At 70.1% G+C, this 23,855-nt stretch carries 19 protein-coding genes, 1 tRNA gene and 2 pseudogenes; 18 read left to right on the top strand and 4 right to left on the bottom strand.

What is annotated here, in order from left to right; translation table 11 throughout:
* Nucleotides 1-47: 47 nt before the first annotated feature.
* On the bottom strand, nt 48-926 hold the full coding sequence (locus ACSYGN_RS12765) for an NADP-dependent oxidoreductase (RefSeq protein WP_460394993.1): 879 nt from the start codon (nt 924-926) through the stop codon (nt 48-50).
* Nucleotides 927-997: 71 nt separating this feature from the next.
* Here ACSYGN_RS12765 and ACSYGN_RS12760 point away from each other — a divergent pair, with 71 nt between their 5' ends.
* On the top strand, nt 998-1,381 hold the full coding sequence (locus tag ACSYGN_RS12760; protein ID WP_460394991.1) for a MerR family transcriptional regulator: 384 nt from the start codon (nt 998-1,000) through the stop codon (nt 1,379-1,381).
* Between the two features lie 306 nt (nt 1,382-1,687).
* Here ACSYGN_RS12760 and ACSYGN_RS12755 read toward each other — a convergent pair whose 3' ends face one another.
* Nucleotides 1,688-2,458, bottom strand: a complete 771-nt coding sequence (locus ACSYGN_RS12755) for a sulfite exporter TauE/SafE family protein (RefSeq protein ID WP_460394989.1) — start codon at nt 2,456-2,458, stop codon at nt 1,688-1,690.
* Nucleotides 2,459-2,938: 480 nt separating this feature from the next.
* Here ACSYGN_RS12755 and ACSYGN_RS12750 point away from each other — a divergent pair.
* Nucleotides 2,939-3,148 (top strand): annotated as a pseudogene (locus ACSYGN_RS12750) (tyrosine-type recombinase/integrase); the annotation flags it as partial.
* Between the two features lie 42 nt (nt 3,149-3,190).
* Here ACSYGN_RS12750 and ACSYGN_RS12745 read toward each other — a convergent pair.
* Nucleotides 3,191-3,673, bottom strand: a pseudogene (locus ACSYGN_RS12745) (ISAzo13 family transposase); the annotation flags it as partial.
* An 81-nt stretch (nt 3,674-3,754) separates the two neighbouring features.
* On the opposite strand from ACSYGN_RS12745, the gene ACSYGN_RS12740 reads away from it, so the two are divergent.
* Nucleotides 3,755-4,180: a restriction endonuclease gene (locus ACSYGN_RS12740; RefSeq protein ID WP_460394987.1), complete on the top strand. Its 426-nt coding sequence runs from the start codon at nt 3,755-3,757 to the stop codon at nt 4,178-4,180.
* 149 nt (nt 4,181-4,329) lie between these two features.
* Here ACSYGN_RS12740 and ACSYGN_RS12735 read toward each other — a convergent pair.
* Nucleotides 4,330-4,401: transfer RNA gene (locus ACSYGN_RS12735), tRNA-Arg, on the bottom strand.
* 270 nt (nt 4,402-4,671) lie between these two features.
* On the opposite strand from ACSYGN_RS12735, the gene ACSYGN_RS12730 reads away from it, so the two are divergent.
* The 15 genes from ACSYGN_RS12730 (at nt 4,672) to ACSYGN_RS12660 (ending at nt 23,854) form a co-directional block, all read left to right on the top strand.
* The gene (locus ACSYGN_RS12730; protein WP_460394985.1) at nt 4,672-5,121 is read left to right on the top strand and encodes a response regulator; all 450 of its coding nucleotides are present in this window, start codon (nt 4,672-4,674) and stop codon (nt 5,119-5,121) included.
* A gap of 94 nt (nt 5,122-5,215) precedes the next feature.
* Nucleotides 5,216-6,217 (top strand): ArgS-related anticodon-binding protein NrtL, encoded by a 1,002-nt coding sequence (gene nrtL, locus ACSYGN_RS12725; RefSeq protein WP_460394983.1) that lies wholly within the window; start codon nt 5,216-5,218, stop codon nt 6,215-6,217.
* Nucleotides 6,218-6,310: 93 nt separating this feature from the next.
* On the top strand, nt 6,311-7,702 hold the full coding sequence (lysA, locus tag ACSYGN_RS12720; RefSeq protein WP_460394981.1) for a diaminopimelate decarboxylase: 1,392 nt from the start codon (nt 6,311-6,313) through the stop codon (nt 7,700-7,702).
* Between the two features lie 322 nt (nt 7,703-8,024).
* Complete coding sequence (locus tag ACSYGN_RS12715) at nt 8,025-9,317, top strand: homoserine dehydrogenase (protein ID WP_460394979.1); 1,293 nt, start codon at nt 8,025-8,027, stop codon at nt 9,315-9,317.
* A gap of 6 nt (nt 9,318-9,323) precedes the next feature.
* Complete coding sequence (gene thrC, locus ACSYGN_RS12710; RefSeq protein WP_460394977.1) at nt 9,324-10,382, top strand: threonine synthase; 1,059 nt, start codon at nt 9,324-9,326, stop codon at nt 10,380-10,382.
* 517 nt (nt 10,383-10,899) lie between these two features.
* Nucleotides 10,900-11,817: a homoserine kinase gene (thrB, locus tag ACSYGN_RS12705; RefSeq protein WP_460394975.1), complete on the top strand. Its 918-nt coding sequence runs from the start codon at nt 10,900-10,902 to the stop codon at nt 11,815-11,817.
* Nucleotides 11,818-12,219: 402 nt separating this feature from the next.
* The gene (gene rho, locus ACSYGN_RS12700) at nt 12,220-14,280 is read left to right on the top strand and encodes a transcription termination factor Rho (RefSeq protein ID WP_460394973.1); all 2,061 of its coding nucleotides are present in this window, start codon (nt 12,220-12,222) and stop codon (nt 14,278-14,280) included.
* 355 nt (nt 14,281-14,635) lie between these two features.
* On the top strand, nt 14,636-16,438 hold the full coding sequence (locus tag ACSYGN_RS12695) for a trypsin-like serine protease (RefSeq protein WP_460403414.1): 1,803 nt from the start codon (nt 14,636-14,638) through the stop codon (nt 16,436-16,438).
* A gap of 290 nt (nt 16,439-16,728) precedes the next feature.
* Nucleotides 16,729-17,925, top strand: a complete 1,197-nt coding sequence (locus tag ACSYGN_RS12690; protein ID WP_460394971.1) for an LCP family protein — start codon at nt 16,729-16,731, stop codon at nt 17,923-17,925.
* A gap of 199 nt (nt 17,926-18,124) precedes the next feature.
* Nucleotides 18,125-18,349, top strand: coding sequence for a 50S ribosomal protein L31 (rpmE, locus tag ACSYGN_RS12685; RefSeq protein WP_460394969.1), 225 nt, complete (start codon nt 18,125-18,127; stop codon nt 18,347-18,349).
* 115 nt (nt 18,350-18,464) lie between these two features.
* On the top strand, nt 18,465-19,541 hold the full coding sequence (gene prfA, locus ACSYGN_RS12680; protein WP_460394967.1) for a peptide chain release factor 1: 1,077 nt from the start codon (nt 18,465-18,467) through the stop codon (nt 19,539-19,541).
* 165 nt (nt 19,542-19,706) lie between these two features.
* A complete protein-coding gene (prmC, locus tag ACSYGN_RS12675) occupies nt 19,707-20,552 on the top strand; it encodes a peptide chain release factor N(5)-glutamine methyltransferase (RefSeq protein WP_460394965.1) in 846 nt (281 codons plus the stop codon).
* 109 nt (nt 20,553-20,661) lie between these two features.
* A complete protein-coding gene (locus ACSYGN_RS12670) occupies nt 20,662-21,309 on the top strand; it encodes an L-threonylcarbamoyladenylate synthase (RefSeq protein WP_460394963.1) in 648 nt (215 codons plus the stop codon).
* Nucleotides 21,306-21,980, top strand: a complete 675-nt coding sequence (locus ACSYGN_RS12665; protein ID WP_460394961.1) for an arsenate reductase/protein-tyrosine-phosphatase family protein — start codon at nt 21,306-21,308, stop codon at nt 21,978-21,980. The genes ACSYGN_RS12670 and ACSYGN_RS12665 overlap by 4 nt, the downstream gene beginning before the upstream one ends.
* 626 nt (nt 21,981-22,606) lie before the next feature.
* Entirely contained in the window at nt 22,607-23,854 is a 1,248-nt protein-coding gene (locus ACSYGN_RS12660; RefSeq protein WP_460394959.1) for a serine hydroxymethyltransferase, read from the top strand.
* The last annotated feature ends 1 nt before the right edge of the window (nt 23,855 follow it).

Below are 23,855 nucleotides of genomic sequence, written 5' to 3'. Positions count from 1 at the left end.
CTGGCGCAGGCACATGCTGCAGTCTCATCTTGACAAGCCGTTCCCCATCAGGTCAGCAGCAGGACCTTGCCGTCCAGCCCTCCCCGCTCGAACAGCTCCGACGCGGCGGCGACCTCGGCCAGCGGGTAGCGCGCCGCGACGCCCAGCCGCAGCTCGCCCTTGTCGAGCAGCCCGACGAGGTGGGCGAGGTCGTCGCCGTCCGCGCTCACGTAGAACATCTGCGCGTCGATCCCGGGCCGCTCGAAGGCCTCGACGATGGACCGCAGCCGACCGCCGGGCCGCACCGCGCCGCCGACGTCCAGGCCGGTGGTGTCCAGGACCACGTCGTAGGTCTCGCCCGGCACATCGGCGGGCGCGGTGAAGACCGCGCCCGCACCGAGATCCCGGGCCGTGGCGACAGCCGCGGGCCGGCGCACCAGCGCGTCGACGGTCGCGCCGAGCGACCGGCCGAGCTGGACGCCGAACCGGCCCACCCCTCCGGTCGCGCCGGTCACCAGGAGACGCTCCCCGGGCCGCAGCCCGGCGGACCTCAGCGCCTGGTAAGCGGTCAGGGCCGCCAGGGGCAGGGCAGCCGCCTCGACCAGCGGGACGGACGTGGGGGCGGCCGCGAGCTGCCCGGCGGGAACCGCGACCAGCTCGGCCCAACTGCCCCGCAGGGGGTTGCCGTACTGGGCCGTGAGGCCGACGACCCGGTCGCCGGGCCGGAAGGCGCCGCCGCCGTCCACCACGACGCCGGAGATGTCGTTGCCGAGGGTGGCCGGCAGGGTCTGCGGCAGGAAACCGTCGCGGACCTTCCCGTCGACGGGGTTGAGGCTGCTGGCGACGACGGCGACGAGGACCTCGCCCGGCTCGGGAACCGGGACGGGCAACTCGCGGACGGCGAGCACGTCCGTGCCGCCGTGGGCGGTGATGTGAATCGCTCTCATGCCGCCGAAGCTAAGGTGTCACACCAATGTGAGGGTCAAGTGATGCGCGCCACGCAGGGAGGTGACGGGCGGTGCAGATCGGCGAACTGGCGAGGCGCTGCGCAGTGCCGGTCCGGCTGCTGCGCTACTACGAGGAACAAGGCCTGCTGCACCCGGGGCGTACGGCCGCCGGGTACCGGACCTACACGAGCGGCGACGTCGAGACGGTGCGTCGGATCCGGCAACTGCTGGCCGCCGGGCTGCCCACCGCGATCATCGCCGAGGTGCTCCCCTGCCTCGTCGCGGAAGGGCGCGACCTCGTGCCGGCCTGCGCGGACCTGGTCGCCAAGCTGCGCCACGAGCAGGAGCGCATCGACGCCACCGTCGACCGGCTCCTGGCCTCCCGCCGGCTGCTGCAGGAAGTGATCGACCGGCCCGTGCCAGCCTCGCCGGCAGAGGCCGTCGCCGAGGGCTGAGCCCGGATCCACGTGCGCCGTGAGGCGCTGACAAATCGAGCGGAGGTGAGAGGCCGTGCGCCACGAGGCGCTGTGATCCGCGTGCGGGTGTGAGACCCGCGCCGTCGTCCCGTCGCAGCGGGACGGCAGAAGCAGGGGGTAGCCGGGCCCGGCGAGTCGGCCGGATCTGGTGGAGAGCAGCCCCGACAGCGACGGGACGCACCGGAACTACCGGACGGTGCGGGTCCGGCAAGCGAGACGGGAAGGTGGATGCGAGGAACCAGCGGTGTAAAGCCCCTCAAGACCTCCGCCAGTGAGCACCGCCGATCAACCGCTTGGGTTGATCCATAGCTGGATCGCCAGGCCGAGACCGATCAGCGCGACGAGACAGCGCAGGATGCTGGCCGGTAGGCGCCTGGTGATGCGGGGGCCGAGGGTGGAGCCGACGAACATGCCCACGCCAAGGGGGCCGACGGCCGTCCAGTCAACGGGTCCCACGGTGGCGAACACAGCGGCAGAGGTGAGGGCCGCCGCGCCGACAAGCATGTTCTTCAGGGCGTTGGCAGTGGGCAGGCGCCACTCGGCGGTGATCAGGAGAAGAGCGAGGATCATCACACCGGATCCGGCGCCGAAGTAGCCGTTGTAGAGCGACATCGCGGTCAGCCCGAGGGGCATGATCACGCGCCAGGCGCGCGGCGGACGGCCGGGCCGGTGTTGGTGGTGGCGGGTGGCGAGCCGGGGCTGGGCGAGCACCGTGAGGGAACCGGCGGCCACCAGGAACGGCACGATGCCGGCGAAGGCGCCTGGCGGGGTGGACAGCAGCAACACGGATCCCGCCGCTCCTCCCAGCGCGGCAACGGGGACCCAACGACGAAGCCACGGCCCCTGGTCGGCCAACTCGGGCCGGGAGGCGAGGGCCGCGCCGGGCCAGCAGGCCACGAGCGCGACGATGTTGACCACATTCGCCGCGAGGGCAGGAAGCCCCGCCGCGAGCAGGGCCGGGTAGGAGATGAGCGACGTGATGCCGCCCGCAGTCCCGACCAGCCCGGCGAGGACTCCGGCAGCGGTCAACAGCGCGAGGTCGCCGGTGCCGGTCATGACCGGGCCGCTTGGGCTGCGGATATGTGGGGGACGCTCGTGACGGGATTCACTGGAAGGGGCCTCCCTTGGTCCGGCCCGGCCAGAAGGCGGGCAGGCTGATGGAAGCCCTCGGGGTTTTTATCCCGTCAGGTGTGGGGCCGAAAGCCTCGGCCCTGGCGCCGCTCGGTCCAGTCCACCGGCACCCTGATTGTCGTCACTTGAGGCGGGGCCGTCGCGGAACCCTAGGCGCAACCGCGAGCTGCCCGGATGGTATCAGCGGTGCGTGATCCATGTTCAAAAGGGCCAGCTCCGGGAGGAGATCCGGTGCCTCCCCCGCGCGTGAAGAGCCGCTGTCATGAATCATGAGCAAAGCCAACCTCTGTGAAGCTGGTGGTGACCACGGCGGTGCCGGGGAGGTCAGGGCCGGCCTGTGTCCCCGGCCCGGCGACCGCCCGGGCGAGCTGGTCGACGTCGACATCAAAGAGCTCGGCGCGGCACGGCGGTCGATGTGGGGCGTTCTTCGGGGGCCTGTACTACGCGGCCATGCGACCGGGGGAGGCGCTGGGGCTCCGCCGTTCCGACTGCGTGCTTCCGGCGTCGGGCTGGGGCCGTATCGAGCTGGCGGAGACCCGTCCCACGGCCGGGAAGTCATGGACGGACTCCGGGGAAGCCCATGACCGGCGCGGCCTGAAACAGCGGGCCCAGGGCGCAGGGAGCCGCCGAAAAACAACTTCTCGATCTTGATGGGGGTTACTCGGGTCTGAGGTTGTGTCCGGCGATGGCGGCGAGTTGTCGGGCCGTGGTCACGGTGAGGGGGCCGGTGGGAAACGTTTGGCCGAGGGCGGCGAGAACGGGTGTGGTTTCCCGGAGGGTGGCACCGATCCCGTTCTTGGACAGGCCAGTCGCCTCGGCGAGGGGTGCCTGTGCCATGGACCAGCGGTTCTTCAGGAGGTGGACAACAAGTTGGTCGGCGGCGGACAGGCGTCGGCCGCCTGCGCCGGGACCGCCGTCGGGGCGTTTGCCGGGAAGCAGGATCGGGGGGTGTTCGGCGAGGTAGGCGCGGTAGCGGATGACGAGGTCGTCGAAGGCTGCGGGTTCCAGGCCGGTGAGACTGGGGTGCCGGAGCCAGGCGGGCGTCTTGTCCCCGGGTGGGAACCGGCCGAACGACGTATCGCGGGGCGGTGGCGGAACTGGTGGGGCGAAGGGTTCGGGACGCAGCGTGTAGTTCCAGGATGCACATCGACGCGGAACTGCCCTGGAAGCCCTCCTGAACAAGATTTCGCTGCTGAGGGGCTGTCCATCCGTGAGGCGTTTGTGCTGCGAGACGACGGCGGGCAGGTGACCGAACAGATAGACGGCGTGGTCGAGTTGGATGGGGCTCCCTACCTCGTTGAGGTCAAGTACTGGGCGGATGCGCTCGGTAAGGGGCCCGTTGCTGAGCACTTGCTGCGGGTGTACGGCAGAGCCGAAGTCCGTGGCTTGATGATCTCGGCCTCGGGCTTCACGCAACCGGCCGTAGATGAGTGCCAGCGCGTCCTGGCTCAGCGCGTCGTTGTTCTCGGAGAGCTTCGTGAACTTGTGATGCTGCTGGAACGTGAGCAGCCTCTGGCCGAGTGGCTGCGGGAGAAGGCGTGGAGAGCCATGATCGATCGCGAGCCGCTTGCCATCTATGGTGTCCACTTCTGGCGCGGCTGCCCTCGGTGGGTACGTCGCTGCGAGCGGGCTTCCTGGCCTGCCTGAGCTGGGGCGCAGTCCACCAAGATCATTACGTCGTCATTACGCGATCACTGGCAAACGCCTGCTTCCGGCGGCATCCGCCTGCACATACAACAAGACCCCGGCCTCAGCGTTTCCGCTGGTGACGGGGTCTTTAGGCACCTCAGAAGGGGTGCCCCCGGCAGGATTCGAACCTGCGCACACGGCTCCGGAGGCCGTTGCTCTATCCCCTGAGCTACGGGGGCGTGTCTGGTGCGGGCTCTTGCTCGCGGCGACGGGTAGAACACTACCAGCTCCCTCGGGGTGTTCATGAACGGTTTAGGCGGGGGTCGGTGGGTCAGCGCTCGTGGGTGTGGTCCGGGCGGACACGGGCCGCGGTTCCGAGGGTCCGGGGTGAGTCAGCGCTCGGTGGGGTGATCCCTCGTACGGGGGTGGAAGTGGGGAAAAGCCGGACGCGGTGGCCGGTCCCGACCTACTCTCAAGTTGTGCCAGGCGCGTCGGGTCGGGTGCTTGTTGTGGACGACAACAAGGTCATCCGCCAGCTGATCAGGGTCAATCTCGAGCTGGAGGGGCTCGAGGTCGTGACCGCGTCCGATGGTGCCGAGTGTCTGGAAGTCGTCCATCAGGTGCGGCCCGATCTCGTCACTCTCGATGTTGCTATGCCCCGGCTTGACGGGCTTCGTGCTGCCGCCTTGTTGCGGGCTGATCCGCGGACTCGGGAGCTTCCGCTCGCGATCATCAGCGCCTGTACTCAGTACGAGGTCGAGAGCGGGCTCGACGCCGGCGTCGATGCCTTTCTTGCCAAGCCCTTCGAGCCTGCCGAGCTTGTTCAGCTCGTCCGTCATCTCATTGAGAGGGGGCGGCGGGGGCCGGACGGTCCGGATGGGGTGGCTTGTGAGGGGCAGGTGCAAGGGCAGGTGCAGGGGGCTCGGGAGGTGGCTCCTGAGTCTTCGGCCAGGCCCTGAGGGGCAAGGAGACTGTGTTCTTCCGGGGGTCCATATGTCGGAACCCCTTAAACTCGGTCGCATTCCCACCCCTCCTCTCCCATACGCTGGATCCGTGATCCCCGTCGAGCTCTCGCGCATCGTTCTGCATGCGGTGCGCCTTGCCGTCGCCGAAGGGGCGCTCAGTGTTGATGTTCCTGAGCGGGTTGTCGTGGATGTGCCGGGGCCAGGGGGGTGCGGGGACTACGCCACCAACGTTGCTCTGCAACTTGCTCGCCCTGCCCACCAACCCCCCCTCCACGTTGCCGAGATCCTCCGCCCCCATCTCGCCGCCGCGCCTGGAGTCTCCCGCGTCGACATCACCGGGCCGGGGTTCCTCAACATCAGCCTCGACACCGTTCACCGCACCGCCGCCGCCCACACCCTCGTCCGCCAGATCCGCACCCAAGGCATCCGCTTCGGGTACAGCGACGCCCTCGCCGGACAGGTCATCGAGCTCCGCGTGCCGTATGAGATTCGTGCCGAAGTCGTCGCGGAGGCGGTTGCCCGGATCGTCGGGTCCCAGGGCGGGCGTGTTGAGATCGAGCACGGGGAGCCGGTCAATCTGCGGCCCGTGCCCGCGCCTGAGGATCCTGCTCCTCTCGGTGCCGACGCCGCTCGCTGGGCGCTGCTCCATCCCGCTCCGCACGACAGGCCCCGTATCACCGCCGACCATCTTGTGCAGCGCGAGGCCAACCCCCTCTTCCGCGTCCGCTACGCCCACGCCCGCACCCGGGCCCTCGTACGCAACGCAGCCCGCCTCGGGTTCACCCCCGACGGTGACCTGACCGATGAGAATCCCGGCGCCGCCCACGACAGCGACGACCTTTTCATCGCCCTCACCTCCCACCCCCGCATCCTCACCTCCGCGGCCACCGACCGCGCGCCCCATCGTCTTGCCCGGCATCTCGTCACCGTCGCCGATGCCGTGCTCGCCCTCGCGCCCTCCGTCCTGCCGTTCGGCGAGGAGAAACCCTCGGCCGCCCACCGTGACCGGCTCGCGCTCGTCGACGCCGCCGGGACGGTGCTCGCCGGTGGCCTCTCCCTCCTCGGCATCGACGCCCCCGATCACCTCTGAGGACCGGCACCAGCCGAGTCGGAAACGTCAAGAACTCCGCCGGCCTCAGAACCGCGACCGACCGCGACAGACCCCAGAGAGCAGCCCCACACCATGAGCCGTTCCGCCCACCCCGCCGGACCCCGTCACGCCGACGTCCTTCCCGAAGGGCACTACTCCGCCCCGCCCGCCGATCTGAACGCCCTCGACCCCAAGGTGTGGGCCGAGACGGTCAGCCGGGGTGCCGATGGTGTCGTCAGCGTCGGCGGTGTCGACGTCAAGCGGATCGCCGAGGAGTTCGGTACGCCCGCCTACGTGCTCGACGAATCCGACTTCCGGGAGCGCGCCCGCGCCTGGCGTACCGCCTTCGGGCCCGGCGCCGACGTCTTCTACGCCGGCAAGGCTTTCCTCTCCCGCGCCGTCGTGCGGTGGCTGGAGGAGGAGGGGCTCAACCTCGACGTCTGCTCCGGGACCGAGCTCACCACCGCCCTCTTGGGCGGTATGCCCGCCGAGCGCATCGCCTTCCACGGCAACAACAAGTCCGATCGTGAGATCACCGCCGCCATCGAGGCCGGCGTCGGGCGGATCGTGCTCGACTCCTTCCAGGAGATCGTGCGCGTCGCTCATATCGCGCAGTCCCTCGGCAAGCGGCAGCGGGTACTGATCCGGATCACCGTCGGGGTCGAGGCGCACACCCACGAGTTCATCGCCACCGCCCACGAGGACCAGAAGTTCGGGATCCCGCTCGCCGGCGGGCAGGCCGCCGAGGCCGTGCGGCGTGCCCTGCTGCTCGACGGGCTCGAACTCATCGGGGTCCACTCCCACATCGGGTCCCAGATCTTCGACATGTCCGGCTTCGAGGTCGCCGCACATCGCGTGGTCGGGTTGCTGCGCGACATTCGGGACGAGCATGGGGTCGAGCTGCCCGAGGTCGATCTGGGGGGTGGGCTCGGGATCGCCTACACCAGTGACGACGATCCCCGTGAGCCTTACGAGATCGCCAAGGCCCTCACCGAGATCGTCACCCGTGAGTGTGACGGCGCCCGGCTGCGTACGCCCCGTATCTCCGTCGAGCCCGGACGCGCCATCGTCGGGCCCACCGCCTTCACCCTCTACGAAGTCGGCACCATCAAGCCTCTGAACGGGCTGCGGACGTACGTGTCCGTCGACGGGGGGATGTCCGACAACATCCGGACCGCGCTCTACGACGCCGAGTACAGCGTCTCCCTCGTCTCCCGCTCCTCCGACGCCGAGCCCATGCTCGTCCGTGTCGTCGGCAAGCACTGCGAGAGCGGGGACATCGTCGTCAAGGACGCCTTCCTGCCGGCCGATCTCGCGCCCGGCGACCTCATCGCCGTACCGGCCACCGGCGCGTACTGCCGCTCCATGGCCAGCAACTACAACCACGCCCTCCGCCCGCCCGTCGTCGCCGTCGACGACGGCGAGGCCCGCGTCATCGTCCGCCGCGAGACGGAAGAGGACCTGCTCCGCCTCGACGTCGGGTGACCACGTCGCGCGACAACGCGACAAGAAGTCGGGTGACAACTGCCGGATCGAAGATCTTCCGTCTTCGTCGCTCAGGTAGATGAAATACATGTCTCACGATCCGGACCAAGCCAAAAAAGGCCGGTCCGGTGAGTGAGACTGGTTCAACCGAAAGACCGTGCGTGCGTGGACCGTGCAGACTGGCAGTCTCGGTGGTCCAGGCGTCCGGGCGTCCAGGCGTCCGGGTAGTCCTGGCAGTCCGGGCAGACTACGAGTCACGGTCGTCGCCCGTACGGACGACGGTGGTACAGACGGTACAGACCGTATGAGGAAACGAGGTCGGATGATGCGTACGCGTCCGCTGAAGGTGGCGCTGCTGGGCTGTGGGGTCGTCGGCTCAGAGGTGGCGCGCATCATGACGACGCACGCCGACGATCTCGCCAACCGGATCGGGGCTCCTGTCGAGCTCGCCGGTGTCGCCGTACGGCGGCCCTCCAAGGTGCGTGAGGGGATCGACCCCGCCCTCGTCACCACCGACGCCACCGCGCTCGTCAAACGCGGCGACCTCGATGTCGTCGTCGAGGTCATCGGCGGGATCGAGCCCGCCCGCACCCTCATCACCACCGCCTTCGAGCACGGCGCCTCCGTCGTCTCCGCGAACAAGGCCCTGCTCGCCCAGGACGGGGCCGCCCTGCACGCCGCCGCCGAGGAGAACGGGCGGGACCTCTACTACGAGGCCGCCGTCGCCGGTGCCATCCCGCTCATCCGGCCGCTTCGCGAGTCCCTCGCCGGGGACAAGGTCAACCGCGTGCTCGGCATCGTCAACGGCACGACCAACTTCATCCTCGACAAGATGGACAGCACCGGGGCCGGGTATCAGGAGGCCCTCGACGAGGCCACCGCCCTCGGGTACGCGGAGGCCGATCCGACCGCCGATGTCGAAGGGTTCGACGCCGCCGCCAAGGCCGCGATTCTCGCGGGGATCGCCTTTCATACGCGTGTGCGGCTCGATGACGTCTACCGCGAAGGTATGACCGAAGTCACTGCCTCCGACTTCGCCTCCGCCAAGGAGATGGGCTGCACCATCAAGCTGCTCGCCATCTGCGAGCGGGCAGCGGACGGGGGATCGGTCACCGCCCGCGTGCACCCCGCGATGATTCCGCTCAGCCACCCGCTCGCCTCCGTACGCGGCGCCTACAACGCCGTCTTCGTCGAGTCCGACGCCGCCGGGCAGCTCATGTTCTACGGGCCCGGGGCCGGGGGCGCGCCCACCGCCTCCGCCGTGCTCGGTGACCTTGTCGCCGTCTGCCGCAACCGGCTCAACGGCGCCACCGGGCCCGGCGAGTCCGCGTATGCCGCCCTGCCCGTCTCGCCCATGGGCGATGTCGTCACGCGCTATCACATCAGCCTGGACGTCGCCGACAAGCCGGGCGTACTCGCCCAGGTCGCCACCGTCTTCGCCGAGCACGGGGTCTCCATCGATACGGTTCGGCAGCAGGGCAAGGACGGCGAGGCCTCCCTCGTCGTCGTCACGCACCGCGCGAGCGACGCCTCCCTCTCCGGGACCGTCGACGCGCTGCGCAAGCTCGACACCGTGCGGGGTGTCGCCAGCATCATGCGGGTTGAAGGAGAGTAACGAGCAATGACCCACCAATGGCGCGGAATCATCGAGGAGTACCGGGACCGGCTGCCGGTGTCCGACAGCACGCCGGTCGTGACGCTCCGCGAAGGTGGTACGCCGCTCGTACCCGCGCAGGTTCTCTCCGAGCGCACCGGCTGTGACGTCCATCTCAAGGTGGAGGGCGCCAACCCCACCGGGTCCTTCAAGGACCGCGGTATGACCATGGCCATCAGCCGGGCGAAGGAAGAGGGTGCGCAGGCCGTCATCTGCGCCTCCACCGGCAATACGTCGGCATCCGCCGCCGCCTATGCCGTGCGGGCCGGGATGGTGTCCGCCGTGCTCGTGCCGCGCGGCAAGATCGCCATAGGGAAGATGGGCCAGGCCCTCGTCCACGGCGCCAAGATCCTCCAGGTCGAGGGCAATTTCGACGACTGCCTCGACCTCGCCCGCGCCCTCAGCGACAACTACCCCGTCGCCCTGGTCAATTCGGTCAACCCGGCGCGGATCGAGGGGCAGAAGACCGCCTCGTTCGAGGTCGTCGACATGCTGGGCGACGCCCCCGACATCCATGTCCTCCCGGTCGGCAACGCGGGCAACATCACCGCGTACTGGAAGGGGTACAAGGAGTACGCCGCCGACGGCATCGCCGGCCGGACTCCGCGGATGTGGGGGTATCAGGCTTCGGGCAGCGCGCCGATCGTGCGCGGCGAGGTCGTCAAGGACCCGTCCACCATCGCCACCGCCATCCGCATCGGCAACCCCGCCTCCTGGCAGTACGCCCTCGCCGCGCGCGACGAGTCCGGCGGGCACATCGACGAGGTGACGGACCGTGAGATCCTGCGCGCCTACCGGCTGTTGGCCGCCCAGGAGGGCGTCTTCGTCGAGCCCGCCTCCGCCGCGTCCGTCGCCGGTCTGCTGAAGGCCGCCGAGCAGGGCAAGGTCGACGCCGGGCAGACCATCGTGTGCACCGTCACCGGCAATGGGCTGAAGGACCCCGACTGGGCCGTCGCCGGAGCGCCGCAGCCGGTCACCGTGCCCGTCGACGCCGCCACGGCGGCCGAGCGGCTCGGTCTCGCCTGACGGAGGCGTGCCCGGGTCCGACCCAGGACGGCCGGGGCCCGGTGCAGGTTCTTCCGAGGACCTGCCCGGGTCCGGTCGGGCCGGGTCGAAGGCCGTCGAAGGCCGGCCGCGGAACGCCCGAGCAGCCCGAGTACGGCACGCGGGTACGGCATGAGGGGTGCACAAGAGGCCGACGACACGCATCGTGCGCCTCCTGTGCGCCCTATGTCGTGACTGAACCTTCCTTCGATAAGCTGTACTGAACCCGCCCGCCGCATATGCCTCCACCGCGTCCCTAGGGTCTGTCTGGAGACAGACCCTTGCCGGCCGCGCACGGTCGCAGAGGGCCCGGCGTCGCGCCGCCCCCGCGCGCCGCGGGCGTAGGTCGCCCCGTGTCGTTCGTGTCACATTCCCCCACCTCGATCACCTTCAGCCTCACGCATTACGCAGTTCCACGAACCACCCAGTTCCACGAACCACCCAGTTCCACGAAGTACACAGCTCACGAATCACGCAGTTCAAGGAGAGTCAACGAGCGATGGCCGGTCCAGCGTTCCGCGCCGCCGCCGTGCGGGTGCGCGTCCCCGCCACCAGCGCCAATCTCGGCCCGGGCTTCGACGCCCTCGGCCTCGCGCTGGGGCTCTACGACGACGTGGTCGTCCGGGTGGCCGACTCCGGGTTGCACATCGACATCGCCGGCGAGGGCAGCGAGACCCTGCCGCGTGACGAGAAACACCTTCTCGTACGGTCCCTGCGCACCGCCTTCGACCTGCTCGGCGGACAGCCGCGCGGTCTTGAGATCGTCTGCGCCAACCGCATCCCGCACGGCCGCGGCCTCGGCTCCTCCTCCGCCGCCATCTGCGCCGGTATCGTCGCCGCGCGCGCCGTGACCATAGGCGGCGAGGCGAGGCTCGACGACACCGCGCTGCTGGAGCTCGCCACCGAGATCGAGGGTCACCCCGACAATGTCGCGGCCTGTCTGCTGGGCGGGTTCACCCTCTCCTGGCTGCAGGGCGGCGCCGCCCGCGCCATCAGGATGGAGCCCTCCGGTTCCATCGTTCCGGTGGTTTTCGTGCCCGGGAAGCCGGTGCTGACCGAGACCGCCCGCGGACTGCTCCCGCGTACCGTTCCGCATGTCGACGCCGCCGCCAACGCGGGCCGTGCCGCGCTGCTCGTCGAGGCGCTGACCAGACGCCCCGAGCTGCTGCTGCCCGCCACCGAGGACCGTCTCCACCAGGAGTACCGCGCGCCCGCCATGCCGGAGAGCATCGCGCTCGTCGAACTGCTGCGCGCCGACGGCATCCCCGCCGTCATCTCCGGCGCAGGGCCCACGGTGATGGCGCTGGCCGACGCGGCCACCGCCGACAAGGTGGAGGCACTGGCGGGCGAGGAGTGGGCCGCCAACCGGCTCGCCCTCGATCTGCGTGGAGCGAGTGTGCTGCCGCTTGCGTCGTGACACCCGATTGCCGGATTTGGAGAGGGGGAATGTTTGTTGGATCCGGTAGTGTTAATCTCAAGTCTGCACCCGACCCCACCATGGCGAGGTGCTTCGTGTCCCCGTTCGGGACAGACATTCTTCCGGGAGCTCCCCAAGCCGCACTGTGTTCCGTACGTCGTATATGGGCAATATGCCGTACGCGCGCACTGAACGGCCCGCGGGGCACGCTCCGGAATCGGTGCAACCACACCACGTGACACCCGGTGTCACGACTCGGGGTAGCGCCATCACCAGATATCTCTTCCGCCGTTTTGGCGGACCACCGCCCCGGCTTGGTTCACAGGAACAGGACCGATGCCGGGCAGCACAACCGGTCGCCGAGCCAGACAGGCCGACGTCCGCTCCAGGGAAGGACCCTTCGTGAGCGACACCACCGATCTGATGGGCGCACGTGTCGAGGAGACCGCTGCCGCGCCCGCCACGGACGCCTCCGCGCCTGCCACCGGTGCCGGCTCCCGGCGGCGCCGTGGCACCGGTCTCGAGGGCATGGTGCTGGCCGAGCTGCAACAGGTCGCATCCGGCCTCGGTATCAGGGGCACCGCGCGTATGCGCAAGAGCCAGCTGATCGAGGTCATCAAGGAGGCCCAGGCCGGGGGCGCCCCGGCCCCCAAGACGACGGCCGCGGGCGACGCCGCCGAGACCAAGCCGAAGCGCCGCAGCACGTCTCGGACCCGTACGGCCGAGTCGCCCGCCGCCGAGAGCGCCGCGGCCCAGGCCCCCGCCGAGCAGGCCACGGCCCAGCAGCAGATCGAGATCCCCGGCCAGCCGTCCGGCAAGGCGGCCGCCGCGGCCGAGCAGGCCGCGCCCGCCGAGGAGGCCCCCGCCGAGCGCCGCCGGCGCCGCGCCACCGCCGAGGCCGGCAGCCCCGCGAGCAGCAGCGCCGAGACGATCGCCGCCGAGGCCAAGAGCGAGCCCAAGGCCGAGACCCCGGCCCCGCAGGGCGACGCCGGTGAGGGTGCCGAGGGCCGCCGCCGGGACCGCCGTGAGCGCGGCCGGGACCGTGACCGGGACCGCCGCGGCGGCAAGGGCGACGAGCAGCAGGGCCAGGGCGGCCAGCGCCAGCAGCAGAACCAGCAGCAGGGCGGCGGCCGTCAGGAGCGCCCGGACCGCCAGGAGCGCCAAGAGCGCCCGGACCGTCAGGAGCGGCAGGACCGCAACGCCGGTCCGCAGGACGACGACGACTTCGACGGCGGCCGCCGCGGCCGCCGCGGGCGCTACCGGGACCGCCGGGGCCGTCGCGGCCGTGACGACATGGGTACCGAGCCCCAGCTCGCCGAGGACGACGTCCTGATCCCCGTCGCGGGCATCCTGGACATCCTCGACAACTACGCGTTCATCCGCACCTCCGGCTATCTGCCGGGCCCCAACGACGTGTACGTCTCCCTCGCCCAGGTCCGCAAGAACGGGCTGCGCAAGGGCGACCACCTCACCGGTGCGGTCCGTCAGCCGAAGGACGGGGAGCGCCGCGAGAAGTTCAACGCGCTGGTGCGGCTCGACTCCGTCAACGGCATGGCGCCCGAACACGGCCGCGGCCGACCGGAGTTCACCAAGCTGACCCCGCTCTACCCGCAGGACCGGCTCCGTCTGGAGACCGACCCGGGCGTGCTGACCACCCGGATCATCGATCTGGTGTCGCCGATCGGCAAGGGCCAGCGCGGTCTGATCGTGGCCCCGCCGAAGACCGGCAAGACCATGATCATGCAGGCGGTCGCCAACGCGATCACGCACAACAACCCCGAGTGCCACCTGATGGTCGTCCTCGTCGACGAGCGTCCGGAAGAGGTCACCGACATGCAGCGGTCGGTCAAGGGCGAGGTCATCTCCTCGACCTTCGACCGTCCCGCCGAGGACCACACCACGGTCGCCGAGCTGGCCATCGAGCGCGCCAAGCGCCTGGTGGAGCTGGGTCACGACGTCGTCGTACTGCTCGACTCGATCACCCGTCTGGGCCGTGCGTACAACCTCGCCGCCCCCGCCTCCGGCCGCATCCTGTCCGGTGGTGTCGACTCCACGGCCCTCTACCCGCCGAAGCGCTTCTTCGGCGCGGCCCGCAACATCGAGGACGGCGGCTCGCTGACCATCCTCGCCACCGCCCTGGTGGACACCGGGTCCCGCATGGACGAGGTGATCTTCGAGGAGTTCAAGGGCACCGGCAACATGGAGCTCAAGCTCGACCGGAAGCTCGCCGACAAGCGCATCTTCCCCGCGGTGGACGTCGACGCGTCCGGCACCCGCAAGGAGGAGATCCTGCTCGGCGCCGAGGAGCTCGGTGTCGTCTGGAAGCTGCGCCGGGTGCTGCACGCGCTCGACCAGCAGCAGGCGATCGAGCTGCTCCTCGACAAGATGAAGCAGACCAAGTCGAACATTGAGTTCCTGATGCAGATCCAGAAGACCACGCCGACGCCCGGCAACGGCGACTAGGCGCTCCGCGCGGGAAAGCCGCGATGGGCCGTCGGTTGTCTGCTGGCCCGTCGCGGCTTGGTCGCGCAGTTCCCCGCGCCCCTTTCGGGCGCGGCCGCACCGTAGTCGACTTCGCCCGGGCCTCTTAGGGCTAGATCTGCTGCAACTTGGGACTAGATCTTCTGCAACTGCCGTTGAATTCGCTTCAGTTGGGACATGACAGCCGACTAGGATAGGCACAGCCTGCACACAGGCCGCTCGGTGCACAGCTCTCGCAGCTGTAACATCGGGCGGCCTTTCGGCGCAGTACGGAGGGGCGCTTTCTGCGCGCTCTCCCAACACGTGTCTCACTGGGGGGACTTCCTTGACCACACCCATGTCCGGCAAGGCTCGCCATAAGCGCCGGATACGCATCGTGCTGCCCCTGGCCGCGGCCGGTGTCGCCGCCGGCGTCGCGGCGGCGCTCCTCAGCTCGACGGCGAACGCGGCTCCGGTGCTGCCCAAGCCCACCGTGAAACCCGACGTCTCGGGTTCCCCGTCCCAGGCGGAACTGAAGCGGCGCTTCGACGGCGCCATCGCCCAGAACGACGTTCCCGGGCAGAGCAGCGCCAAGACGTCGCTCAGCGCGAGCACCTCGGGCACCTCGATCAGCCCGTACATCATCGGCGGCAGCACGACCACCATCAGCTCCGCGCCCTGGATGGCGCAGCTCTGGTACTTCGATGACAGAGGCACCGCCTCCACCACCGACGACATCGGCTTCTTCTGCGGTGGCACGGTCGTCTCGCCGTCGAAGATCCTCACCGCCGCGCACTGCGTCAAGGGCTACAACTGGGCGGCCAACGGCGGCGTCGTCACCGGCAGCACCCAGCTGTACGACGGGGACCTGCACGGTGGCCAGGGCACTGGCGTGCTGCGGCAGTGGAACCACCCGTCGTACAACCCGAACACGATCGACAACGACATCGCCGTGCTCACCCTCGCCGTCCCGGTCAAGGCCACGCCGATCCGCATGGTCACCTCCGGCGACACTGCGTCCTACGCGACCGGCACCTCGGCGAAGGTCTACGGCTGGGGCCGCACCAGCTCCACCACGCAGGACATCTCGCAGACGCTGAAGACGGCGACGCTGCCGATCAAGTCGGACACCACCTGCTCGAACGCCTTCCCCGTCGACTTCATCAAGGGCCACATGGTGTGTGCGGGCACGCCCGCCACCGGCAGCGACACCGGCACCACCACCGCCTGCAACGGCGACTCCGGCGGCCCGCTCGTCGTGAACGGCCGGGTCGCCGGCGTGGTCTCCTGGGGCGTCAAGGACTGTGTGACGAAGGGCGCCTACAGCGTCTTCAGCAAGGTCACCACGTACACCGGCGCTGCCTACGCGCAGATCGACGACGGCAACCTGAGCTACAAGGACGGCAAGGCCGACCTCTTCCTGCGCAACTCCTCCACGAAGACCGGCTACGAGAAGGACTCCAAGAGCACGTCCCTCGGCTCCGCGATCTCGCTGGGCAACTGGGACGGCGTCAACCTGGTCCGCCAGGCCGACCTCAACCGGGACGGCTACCAGGACTTCGTCTACCGGGTCAGCTCCACCGGTGATGTCTGGTGGGACCACTTCGTGCTCAACTCGGCCCGCACCTCGGGCTCCTGGACCAGCACGAAGCTGTTCTCCAACTGGAAGACCCGCACCCGGATCATCACCCCGGGCGATGTCACCGGCGACTACCTGCCCGACATGCTGTCCGTCGACTCCGGCGGCAAGCTGTGGATCTACCCCGGCAAGGGCAACGGCACCTTCGGCTCGCCGTCCGCGGTCGGCACCGGCTGGAGCCAGTACAACATGCTCCTCGGCCACGGCGACTTCAACGGTGACGGCAAGGCCGACCTGCTCGCCCGCAAGTCCAGCACCGGCGACCTGTACCTCTACAAGGGCACCGGCAAGAACGGCAGCGGCGCGTTCTCGGCCCGTGTGAAGGTGCGCAGCGCCTGGACCGGCTACAACGCCTTCGCGGCCGTCGGTGACGTCAGCGGCGACGGCAAGGCCGACTTCCTGGCCCGTGCGACCAACGGCACCCTGTACCTCTACAAGGGCACCGGCAAGGCCACCACCGACATCTTCGCCACCCGGGTCTCGCTCGGCACCGGCTACCAGAAGTACGACATCTTCGGCTGACAGCAGATTCGGTATCGGGTGGACCCGGTATCGGCTGGTATCCGCCGGAAAACCGGAAAAGACGCAGGTGACCGGGGTGCGCTCCGGTCACCGGTCACCCAGAGTGCCCATCGCCCCCGGCGGTGGGCACTCCGCGCTGTAGGACCACTGGCAACACTGTGCAACCCTTTCCCGAGTTTCGCCGTCTGACCAGTCGGGGTGACGATGGTCAGGTGCGCCGCTGTCGCCCGCACCGGGCCCGACCCTGAACGCAGGGGGTTACCGACCGGAGACACGAAACCGAGGAGCGCATGTCTGCCGAGAGCACGCCGGAACCCGGCATACCGGGGGAGAACGGCACCAGTGAGAGCCCCGGCCACCGAGCGGGGGGCCGCCGCCGCGGAAAGGCGGGCGGCCCGCGTCCCAAGGGTCTTCGGATCATGGCCTGGACCGCCGCGGGCGTCATCGTGCTCGGCGGCACCGGCGCCGGATATGTCTACTTCAAGCTCAACGGCAACATCAAGACCGTCGACATCAACCAGGCGCTCGGCACCGACCGGCCGAAGAAGGTCGACAACGGCTCCGAGAACATCCTGGTCCTCGGCTCCGACAGCCGCTCCGGCGGCAACAAGAAGATCGGCGGCGGCACCGACGACGGCAGCGCCCGCTCGGACACCGCGATGATCATCCACGTCTACGAGGGCCACAAGCGGGCCAGCGTGGTCTCCATCCCGCGCGACACCCTCGTCGACCGGCCCCGGTGCACCGACACGCACGGCGTCAAGCACGCCGCCGCGTCCCATGTGATGTTCAACGAGTCGTACTCCACCGGCGGCGCCGCCTGCACCGTCAAGACCGTCGAGTCCCTCACCGGCATCCGCATGGACCATTACCTGGAAGTCGACTTCAAGGGCTTCGAGAAGCTCATCGACGAACTCGGCGGGGTCCGGATCACCACCACCAAGGACATCAGCGACCGGCAGAGCCACCTCGACCTCAAGGCCGGCACCCACACCCTCGACGGGCAGCAGGCCCTCGGCCTCGTCCGCACCCGGCACGGTGTCGGTGACGGCTCCGACCTCGGGCGCATCCAGCTCCAGCAGGCGTTCGTCAAGGCGCTGGCCGACCAGGTCAAGCATGTCGGCATCCTGACCAACCCCAAACGGCTGCTCGACCTCGCCGACACCGCCACCAGCGCCGTCACCACCGACTCCGACCTCGGCTCGGTGAACTCCCTGATGTCCTTCGCCGATGGGCTCAAGGGCATCAGCTCGTCCCATATGAAGATGATCACGATGCCCGTGCGGTACGACCCCGCGAACCCCAACCGCGTGATCGTCGCCGAGGCCCAGGCGAAGCTCGTCTGGGACGCCCTGGAGAATGACCGCCCGATCCCGGCCGGCGCCACCAAGGGCACGGCGACGGGGGAGGCCAAGGGCGTTGTGACAGCGGCCTCAGAGGCCTCAGCGGGCCCGTCCGCGTCGGCGTCAGCGTCAGCGTCGTCCTGAACGCCGCCGTACGACACCTTCGTACAACACCTCGTACGGCACCTTCGTACGACACCTTCGTAGGCCCCGGGAATACCACAGAGGCGTTCCCGGTTTTGGGGGATGCGGCCAGTCCTGGCAGACTGGTACGTCGGCCCCGGTTCACGCCTTCGCAGCCCGCGACGGCGACCCGGCGCCCTCCCGAAAACTAGGAGACACCTTGAAGCGCGACATCCACCCCGAGTACGTCGAGACGCAGGTCAGCTGCACCTGCGGCGCGTCGTTCACCACCCGTAGCACGATCAAGTCCGGCGCCATCCGGGCCGAGGTCTGCTCCGAGTGCCACCCGTTCTACACGGGCAAGCAGAAGATCCTCGACACCGGTGGCCGAGTGGCCCGCTTCGAGGCCCGCTTCGGCAAGGCTGCGGCCGGCTCCAAGAAGTAGCGAGTCCCAGATCGCCGGTCCACGGCAGCGCCCGCACCGGGCGCTCCGGGACCGGCGTTTTTGGTCACCCGCCCTTCCCCCAGCCACGCCACCCGCAGTATTCAGGAGCCCCAAGATGTTCGAGGCCGTCGAGGAACTCGTCGCCGAGCACGCCGACCTGGAGAAACAGCTCGCCGACCCCACGGTCCACGCCGACCAGGCCAACGCGCGCCGGCTGAACAAGCGCTACGCCGAGCTCACCCCGATCGTCACCACGTACCGCTCCTGGAAGCAGACCGGCGACGACGTCGAGACCGCGCGCGAGCTGGCCGCCGACGACCCGGACTTCGCCGCCGAGGCCAAGGTGCTGGAGAAGCAGCGCGAAGAGCTGACCGAGAAGCTCCGCATGCTGCTGGTCCCGCGCGACCCCAGCGACGACAAGGACGTGATCCTCGAGATCAAGGCGGGCGCGGGCGGCGACGAGTCCGCCCTGTTCGCCGGCGATCTGCTGCGGATGTATCTGCGCTACGCCGAGCGGGTCGGCTGGAAGACCGAGATCATCGACGCGACCGAGTCCGAGCTGGGCGGCTACAAGGACGTCCAGGTCGCCGTGAAGACCAAGGGCGGCCAGGGCGCCACCGAGCCCGGACACGGCGTGTGGGCCCGCCTCAAGTACGAGGGCGGTGTGCACCGGGTGCAGCGCGTCCCGGCGACCGAGTCCCAGGGCCGTATCCACACCTCCGCGGCCGGTGTCCTCGTCACCCCCGAGGCGGAGGAGGTCGACGTGGAGATCAACCCCAACGATCTGCGCATCGACGTCTACCGCTCCTCCGGACCCGGCGGCCAGTCCGTCAACACCACCGACTCCGCGGTGCGCATCACGCACCTGCCCACCGGGGTCGTGGCCTCCTGCCAGAACGAGAAGAGCCAGCTCCAGAACAAGGAGCAGGCACTGCGTATCCTGCGCTCCAGGCTGCTCGCCGCGGCGCAGGAGGAGGCGGAGAGGGAGGCCGCGGACGCCCGCCGCAGCCAGGTCCGCACCGTCGACCGCTCCGAGAAGATCCGCACCTACAACTTCCCGGAGAACCGCATCTCGGACCACCGTGTCGGCTTCAAGTCCTACAACCTCGACCAGGTTCTGGACGGCGACCTCGACGCGGTGATCCAGGCGTGCGTCGACGCGGACTCGGCGGCCAAACTGGCGGCCGCCTGAGGCCCCCTGAGGCCGACTGAGACCGTCGGCAGCCCGCACCGCCGGACCATGGTCTGACCCCGTCCGACCGCCGGTCCGGACCCCACGGGGCACTGCGGCCGGACTCCGGTCGACCCCAGCCCGGCCCCGGTCGGACCCCTCGTACGGACACTTCGGAGGACTCGCGTGAACCTGCTGCTCGCGGAGGTGGCCCAGGCCACCCAGCGGCTGGCCGACGCCGGCGTGCCCTCGCCGCGCACCGACGCGGAGGAGCTCGCCGCGCATGTGCACGGTGTGAAGCGGGGCGAGCTGCACTGCGTCAAGGACTCCGACTTCGACGCCCGCTACTGGGAGGTCATCGCCCGGCGCGAGCAGCGCGAGCCGCTCCAGCACATCACCGGGCGTGCCTTCTTCCGCTATCTGGAGCTCCAGGTCGGCCCCGGGGTGTTCGTCCCGCGCCCCGAGACCGAGTCGGTGGTCGGCTGGGCGATAGACGCCGTGCGCGCCATGGACGTGGTCGAACCGCGCATCGTCGACCTGTGCACCGGCTCCGGCGCCATCGCGCTCGCCCTCGCCCAGGAGGTCCCGCGCTCGAACGTGCACGCCGTGGAACTGTCCGAGGACGCCCTCGTCTGGACCCGCAGGAACATGGCGGACTCCAGGGTCGACCTGCGCCAGGGCGACGCCCGGAACGCCTTCCACGACCTCGACGGCCATGTCGACCTGGTCATCTCCAATCCGCCGTACATCCCGCTCACCGAGTGGGAGTACGTCGCCCCCGAGGCCCGGGACTACGACCCCGAGCTGGCGCTGTTCTCCGGCGAGGACGGCCTCGACCTGATCCGCGGCCTGGAACGCACCGCGCACCGGCTGCTGCGCCCCGGCGGCGTCGTCGTCGTGGAGCACGCCGACACCCAGGGCGGACAGGTGCCGTGGATCTTCACGGAGGAGCTGGGCTGGGCCGACGCCGCCGACCACCCCGACCTCAACCGGCGGCCCCGCTTCGCCACCGCCCGCAAGGCGATGCCTTGAGTACCCGCCCGCACGGTGATGCCGTGAGCGCCCGCCCGCATGGCGATGCCGTGAGCACCCACCCGACTTCTTTTCCGCAGCAGTACGTGTACGAGGAGGCCCGCTAGACATGGCTCGGCGATACGACACCAACGACGTGACCGACCGCGCTACCGGTCTGCGCGAGGCCGCGTCCGCCGTCCGCCGGGGCGAGCTCGTGGTCCTGCCGACCGACACGGTCTACGGCATCGGCGCCGACGCGTTCTCCTCGGAGGCCGTCGCCGACCTCCTGGAGGCCAAGGGGCGCGGCCGCAACATGCCCACTCCCGTCCTCATCGGCTCCCCGAACACCCTGCACGGCCTGGTCACCGACTTCTCCGAACTCGCCTGGGAACTGGTCGACGCGTTCTGGCCGGGCGCGCTCACCCTCGTCGCCCGGCACCAGCCGTCCCTCCAGTGGGACCTGGGGGACTCCCGGGGCACGGTGGCCGTCCGGATGCCTCTGCACCCCGTCGCCATCGAGCTGCTGACCGAAGTCGGCCCGATGGCCGTCTCCTCCGCCAACCTCACCGGGCACCCCGCGCCCGAGAGCTGCGACGCCGCCCGCGAGATGCTCGGCGACTCGGTCTCCGTCTACCTCGACGGCGGCCCGACGCCCGGCAATGTGCCGTCGTCGATCGTCGACGTCACCGCCGAGGTGCCGGTGCTGCTACGCGCGGGCGCGATCGGCGCGGAGGAGCTGCGGAAGGTGGTACCCGACCTCGAGGTGGCGAATTGACGGCCCCTGAGGGGCGTGGCATAGGCAACGGGGTGGAGATGGGACACCTGGTGACACCCAGGATCCCCACCGACAGCTTCCGCATCCTCCACGTCAGCACCGGCAACGTGTGCCGCTCGCCGATCACGGAGCGGCTGACCCGTCATGCCCTGGCGGACCGGCTCGGCGACCCGCTGTGGGGCGGGCTGATCGTGGAGAGCGCGGGGACCTGGGGGCACGAGGGGGCGCCCATGGAGGCCAACGCGGAGACCGTGCTGGCGGACTTCGGAGCGGATGCCTCCGGCTTTGTGGGGCGGGAACTGCTCGATGAGCATGTGATCCGTGCGGACCTGGTGCTGACCGCTACGCGGGATCACCGTGCGCAGGTCATCTCCATGGGGCACTCTGCCGGGCTGCGGACCTTCACGCTGAAGGAGTTCACCCGGCTGGTGCGGGCCATTGATCCTGCGACGCTGCCTCCGTTGTCGGAGGGGGTGGTGGCTCGGGCCACGGCGCTGGTGCGGGCTGCTGCCGCTCTACGCGGGTGGCTTCTTGCGCCTACGGCTGAGGCGGATGAGGTTCATGATCCTTATGGGGCGCCGCTTACGTTTTTTCGGTCCATCGGGGAGGAGATAAATGAGGCGGTGGATCCTGTTGTCACGGCGTTGACGGGGGTGGCGGCGCCGATGTGAGGCCTTGCTGCCGCTGCTTGTCGTGCCGGGGGTGGGCTTGCCCGTGCGGTGCCGCCGTGGGGCGGACGGCCGGGGTTGCTGGGCACCCGGTGCTGGGGGCTGTGCCCACCCGTTCCTCCCCCAAGCTCTTCGAGCAGGGGGGACCCCCGTGCGGAACGATTGCCCACAGCCGCGCGGGGCGGGTTGCCTGCGGCCGGGCGGGGCGGGTTGCCTGCGGCCGGGCGGGGCGGGTTGCCTGCGGCCGGGCGGGGCGGGTTGCCTGCGGCCGGGCGGGGCGGGTTGCCTGCGGCCGGGCGGGGCGGGTTGCCTGCGGCCGGGCGGGGCGGGTTGCCTGCGGCCGGGCGGGGCGGGTTGCCTGCGGCCGGGCGGGCCGGTTACGCACAGCCGGGCGGGGCGGTTGCCCGCAGCCGGGCGGGCCGGTTACGCAGAGCCGCGCGGAACGATTGCCCACAGCCGGGCGGGGCGGTTACGCACAGCCGGGCGAGGAGATTGCCCGCAGCCGGGCTGGGCGGTTGCCCGCAGCGGATGCGGGAGCGGCAGTGGCCGCCGGTGGTTGGCCGCGGCAGCCGTGGGGTGGCTGGCCTACATTGGGGGGTACGTCGGTTCGGCGTGTTGTGGGGTGTGTCATGGGCGTTGTGCGTGGGCTCGAGGGGGATGTCCTGCGGCGGCAGGATCCGGAGCTTGCCGATGTGCTGCTCGGGGAAAAGGAGCGGCAGGCCGGGTCGCTCCAGCTGATCGCCGCCGAGAACTTCACCTCGCCCGCCGTCCTCGCCGCGCTCGGCTCACCCCTCGCCAACAAGTACGCCGAGGGCTACCCCGGCGCCCGCCACCACGGCGGCTGCGAGATCGTCGACGTCGCCGAGCGCATCGCGATCGACCGGGCCACGTCCCTCTTCGGCGCCAGCCACGCCAACGTCCAGCCGCACTCCGGCTCCTCCGCCGTCCTCGCCGCCTACGCCGCCCTGCTGCGTCCCGGCGACACCGTCCTCGCCCTCGGGCTGCCCTACGGCGGTCACCTCACCCACGGCGCTCCGTCCAACTTCTCCGGCCGCTGGTTCACCTTCGTCTCGTACGGGGTCGACGCGGAGAGCGGGCTCATCGACTACGAGCAGGTCCGCACCCTGGCCCGTACGCACCGGCCCAAGGCCATCGTGTGCGGTTCGATCTCCTACCCCCGGCACATCGACTACGCCTTCTTCCGCGACGTCGCCGACGAGGTGGGCGCCTATCTCATCGCCGACGCCGCGCATCCCATCGGCCTCGTCGCCGGGGGAGCGGCGCCCAGCCCGGTGCCGTACGCCGACGTCGTCTGCGCGACCACCCACAAGGTGCTGCGCGGACCGCGTGGCGGGATGATCCTCTGCGGCGCGGAGCTGGCCGAGCGGGTCGACCGGGCCGTCTTCCCTTTCACCCAGGGCGGCGCCCAGATGCACACCATCGCCGCGAAGGCCGTGGCGTTCGGCGAGGCGGACACGGGGGCGTACGCCCTGTACGCCCACCAGGTCGTCGCCAATGCCCGGGTGCTCGCGGACGGTCTCGCCGCGGAGGGTCTCATGGTCACCACCGGGGGCACCGACACCCACCTGATCACCGCCGACCCGGGGCCGCTCGGGGTCGAGGGGCATGCCGCCAAGGAACGGCTCGCCGCCGCGGGCGTCGTGCTCGACTGCTGTGCACTGCCCTACGGCGACGCCCGCGGACTGCGCCTCGGCACCGCGGCGGTGACCACCCAGGGCATGGGGGAGGCCGAGATGGTGGTGATCGCGGCGCTGATGGGCCGCGTCCTGCGGGGAGACCCGGAGGACGTCGCCGGGGCGGATGTGCGTGAACAGGTCCGTGAGTTGACCGGCAGATTCCCGCCGTATCCGGGGTGAA

This window comes from Streptomyces sp. YIM S03343, assembly GCF_054729195.1.
This window is presented reverse-complemented; position numbering and strand designations above follow the sequence as displayed.